Source organism: Methylobacterium crusticola (assembly GCF_003574465.1).
GTDB lineage: Bacteria > Pseudomonadota > Alphaproteobacteria > Rhizobiales > Beijerinckiaceae > Methylobacterium > Methylobacterium crusticola.
Genome location: NZ_QOWC01000368.1, coordinates 1 through 4,119 on the forward strand (window position 1 = coordinate 1; position 4,119 = coordinate 4,119).

The window sequence follows — 4,119 nt, forward strand, 5'->3', positions numbered from 1 at the left end:
AGCGAATGACGGACCGGTGGTAACCAGCTCCAGCAAGCGCTCCAACGTGCACTGCTGCGATTACGTGGCAGATGGATAGCTTGATGCCAGCCTGAGGGTTCCTGCACCAAGGCCAATTTGCTGCACTTTTGGTGCATTCGTAGCCTTGTAGCAGGAATTCGTTATGTCAGCGGTGAGGGGCAAAGTGGTGGAGGGTGGCCGCATCATCGTGCCCGCCGCCTTCCGACAGAGCTTGGGTCTGAGCAAGGGCGACACCGTGTTCATGGAGCTGCACGGCGACGAGCTCCGCATCCGCCCCGCGCGATCCGCCCTGCGTCGCATCCAGGCCAAGCTGCGTGCCTACGCACCGGCGGAGGGCTTGGTATCCGACGAGCTGATCGCTGACCGGCGTGAGGAGGTCGGGTGTGAGTAAGGGAGGGTACGTCCTCGATGCCTCTGCCCTGCTCTGCCTGCTCTTCGACGAACCGGGCGCAGACCGCGTGGAGGCGGTGCTCCACGGTGCCTGCATCAGTGCGGCCAACTACGCTGAGGTGATCGGCAAGCTGGTCGACCGCGGCCAAGCCCCCGAGGAGGTGGTAGCGAACCTGCGCGAGTTGGATCTCGATGTCGTACCCCTCGACCGTGCGCAGGGCGAGGCGATGGGAGCCTTGCGCGCCAGCACGCGTAGCGCGGGTCTGTCGCTCGGGGATCGCGCGTGCCTGGCGCTCGCGGCGGACCGCAGTGCTGTCGCGCTCCCCACCAACCGAGATTGGGCGAAGCTCGAAGTCGAGGTCGGCGTCGAGCTCGTGCGATAAGCAAGCAGATGGATGGCTGGCAGCGAGTTCTGCACCGTTGACAACCCAAGCGCGGCTGTGCTTCTAGGCACTTTTTCCGGGAGGGAGCCTTCAATGTCGGATGAATACGCTGGTGCACCTGTCGATCTGACGGAACTCACAGCCGACATCGTCTCGGCGTACGTTGCCAGGAACAATGTTCCGGCCGCCGAGCTGCCCCACCTGCTCCAAACCGTGCACGGCGCACTTAATGGCCTGGGCCAGCCCGCCACGCCTGAGCCCGAGAAGCTGACACCGCCGATCTCAATCAGGAAATCGGTGACGCCTGACGCGATCATCAGCCTGGAAGACGGCAAGCCCTACAAGTCGCTGAAACGACACCTGAATAGCCGCGGGCTGACCCCCGAGCAGTACCGCCAGAAGTGGAGCCTGCCGCACGACTACCCGATGGTGGCAGCCAACTACGCGGCGCAGCGCAGCGAACTCGCCAAGAGCATCGGCCTCGGTCAGGGACGGCGCAAGAGCGCGGCTGGGTAAGCGCCTGGGCGCTCGTGACCAAGCCTGAGGCTGGTCCACGGGCGCCTCTCTTGAGGACGCAATCCTGGGGCGCTCCGGCTCTGCCTGCAGGTAGGATCGTGAGAGAGTACGTGGTGACGGGTTGGTGGCGGACCCGTTCTCCCCACCAGCCTGTGGGGCACACCCATCCATCCCCGGTGCCTCAGGCAAAGCCCATCCCGAACAGGTCGAGCTGCTGCCCGCCATGCGCGCGCCGCGGCCGTCCACGAGGTCTCGGCGATCGGCCGATCACCGGCAGCACCTGACGCGGCTTGCCCTGCAGGACAGCTCCGACGATCCGGCAGCCGTCACCGTGATGAAGGAGATAGAGGCTGTGCGGCCCCGCTCGCAGGATCTCCTGATGCAGCAGCTCACCCCTCGGCAAGCGCGCCAGCGCCGCGAGCAGGCAAGGCAGGCCCGCTGAAGCGACCTGCATGGCCCGGAACTCGATTGAGCGGGTGCTCCAGAGCTGGTGAGCGGCGCCTGAGCTCGTGGAGGGGAACGGGTTGGCGGCGAACGACGTGCCCTCATCGCGGATGAAAGCTGCGAGCTGATCACGCTCGGCGATATGACGAGCCGTCAGCAGCGCGCCAGCGAGCTGGCGTTTGGTCAGCAGCATGGTCCGAGTCGACCTTCCGGTTCGTCCAGATCACGCGGTCATGCTTGAGTGGAGGCTGGGACCTCGGCTCAGGCACTGCCGCTCGAACCCACGCTCCATGACGGACCTCGGCAACGGCAACGACGCGGCCAATTCGATCGTCGCGGTCCATAGCCGCCAGGGCGTGGAGAGCGGCAGGAACTCCGCCTCGTCCAGCAGGAGCAGCGCCTGTCCAGCGCGCTCCGCCACCAGCCGGAACGGCTGCTCGCCCGGCGGGCCGATCAGCACCACGCTCAGGACGTTACGACCAGGATGCAGCCAGGATGTCACGTCATAGCCGAAGCCGTCCTCGCACGGGTCCAGGCCCTCGATCGCCGGCTGGGTGATCGGATAGGTGTTGAGACTGACCACAGCACGGCACTCCGCGCCCGACACCGTCAGGCGCAGCCGCTCCCCCACTCGCATGTGCATGATTTGCCCCGCTCCAAGGGCAGGAGTGTCTGCTTCGCAGGTTTTCCACAACGGGAACGGGACGGGAACGACAGCGAAACGTTAACCCTGTTGCGGTGTCGCTTGCGGCGACGGGTTCCCCCGGGCCCGTCACTCACGGCCCGCCACACCGAAAGGATGCGGTGGGCGGTGCTCCTCGTGGCTGTAGGCAGCGGGGCGAAGCAGGACACGGAGTTGGGAGGAACTGATGGCCTACACGCTCGTGCAGCTCGCTCCGGGCAGCTACGATGTCGATCGTGATGGCAGCGTGATCGCCAGCCTCGCCCGTGAGCCGGGGCAGAAATCCTCGATGTCCAAGTGGCACGTCGAGTTGCTCGAGGCGACACCGCGCGCGAAGCGGCCGCTGCCGTTCACCGATCAGGTCCACACCTTCGCCAGCTTCGAGGAGGCGGTTGGGTGGCTCGGCGCGACTGGAGAAGCTCGGGAGTGTGGGTCGCGAGCGTGAGTTCGTTCACCCGCAGGACGCGCAGCACCTGCTTGATGTTGACGACGGGCTCGCCGCGCGAGAGTAGCAGCCGGTTCACTAGGGCGGTGACGCCCCGGTAGCCGTAACCTGGCCGCGCATCGACACACAGGGGAGCCACTTTACCTACCAGGCGACAACGTGAACGCCGTTCCTGGGGCCTCCAGGGGCAGGCTAGACCCCCCGGGGGCATCAAAGTCTGGGGGAGCCAGGGGTGTCCACCGCACAGGGAGTCATACAGATTTTTATTTTGTCGTCGTCAGCATTTCGGATGTCAGAAAAGCCTCCCCATCCCCCTTTGAGACAAGATTTGTCATTGATCCACAGGGGGTTGCCAACGCTGCAGAGATCGATTGTCCACCCATTTTCACGGGTCAGAAATGCCCGCAAAACGGGTCAGAAATGCCCGTGAAGTGAGAAGGGCACGCGAAGAGCTTCGACCGCCGGTGGTGGACGACCTGGGCGTGGGGCAGCTCCAGCGTACCGAAGCGCCAGGTCGCGTGGACGTGCCAGGAAACCGACGAGCGGGTGAACGCTTTCCTCTGCCGCCGATCGAAGGGCGTGGCCTGATCTCAGGAGCGCCACCACCGACATGAATGTGTGCAACGCCAGCTTCATCGTCTCGGTGGCCGTCAGAGTGGCGGCGCAACCACGGATGGGCGGCGCGAGCTGCTCGGCATCGCCGCTGGCGCCTGCGAAGCCGAGCCGTTCTGGAAGGCCTCTCTGCGGTCTCTGGCCAACCGGGGTTTGCGCGGAGTGTAGCTAACAGTGGCTGACAACCACGAGGGCTAGCGGGGCGACTGCCGCCAACATGGTGTCAGCGACCTATCGGCGGCGCCGCGTGCCCTTGGACAGGGAACGCGCTTGCGCCGGTCGCGCCCAGCAGCAGCGCGAGGAGGTGCGATGAAAGTTCCCTGTCACGGCGAGGGAGGCCACGGTTTGCCATAGCCGCGTGGTAGATGGGTAAGCGCAGACTAACCAATCCTCCAAGCCCCAGCAGCCATAGGTAGGGACGTTGAGAAGTGCCGCCTCTGCTGGGCAGACGGCTCGCCACTCACGGATAGCGAGCACGTCGAGATCATCACCGCCCTCTGCATCGCCGTGGACGCGCGCAACTACGCGATGCGTTGGTCGGACGAAGAGGCAGCCGAGGCCATTATCAGCATGGATGGCTGTGGTGGGACCCCAGGAAACGCTTCGTCGTCGCGAGTCCTGCTTCG

General features: G+C 65.3%; 7 protein-coding genes. 5 read left to right on the top strand and 2 right to left on the bottom strand.

Features of this window, described 5'->3' with window-relative positions; genetic code table 11:
• The first annotated feature begins 163 nt into the window (after window positions 1-163).
• The 3 genes from DT057_RS34150 (at window position 164) to DT057_RS34160 (ending at window position 1,310) form a co-directional block, all read left to right on the top strand.
• The gene (locus DT057_RS34150) at window positions 164-412 is read left to right on the top strand and encodes an AbrB/MazE/SpoVT family DNA-binding domain-containing protein (protein WP_128566443.1); all 249 of its coding nucleotides are present in this window, start codon (window positions 164-166) and stop codon (window positions 410-412) included.
• Window positions 405-794, top strand: coding sequence for a type II toxin-antitoxin system VapC family toxin (locus DT057_RS34155; protein WP_128566444.1), 390 nt, complete (start codon window positions 405-407; stop codon window positions 792-794). The genes DT057_RS34150 and DT057_RS34155 overlap by 8 nt, the downstream gene beginning before the upstream one ends.
• Window positions 795-887: 93 nt before the next feature.
• A complete protein-coding gene (locus tag DT057_RS34160) occupies window positions 888-1,310 on the top strand; it encodes a Ros/MucR family transcriptional regulator (RefSeq protein WP_128566445.1) in 423 nt (140 codons plus the stop codon).
• Window positions 1,311-1,491: 181 nt separating this feature from the next.
• Here DT057_RS34160 and DT057_RS34165 read toward each other — a convergent pair whose 3' ends face one another.
• The gene (locus DT057_RS34165) at window positions 1,492-1,947 is read right to left on the bottom strand and encodes a hypothetical protein (RefSeq protein ID WP_128566446.1); all 456 of its coding nucleotides are present in this window, start codon (window positions 1,945-1,947) and stop codon (window positions 1,492-1,494) included.
• Between the two features lie 30 nt (window positions 1,948-1,977).
• Complete coding sequence (locus DT057_RS34170; RefSeq protein WP_128566447.1) at window positions 1,978-2,397, bottom strand: hypothetical protein; 420 nt, start codon at window positions 2,395-2,397, stop codon at window positions 1,978-1,980.
• A gap of 226 nt (window positions 2,398-2,623) precedes the next feature.
• Between DT057_RS34170 and DT057_RS34175 the strand changes: the two genes are divergently transcribed.
• A complete protein-coding gene (locus DT057_RS34175; RefSeq protein ID WP_128566448.1) occupies window positions 2,624-2,881 on the top strand; it encodes a hypothetical protein in 258 nt (85 codons plus the stop codon).
• Window positions 2,882-3,499: 618 nt separating this feature from the next.
• Window positions 3,500-3,661: a transposase gene (locus DT057_RS37645; protein WP_128566449.1), complete on the top strand. Its 162-nt coding sequence runs from the start codon at window positions 3,500-3,502 to the stop codon at window positions 3,659-3,661.
• Window positions 3,662-4,119: the final 458 nt, after the last annotated feature.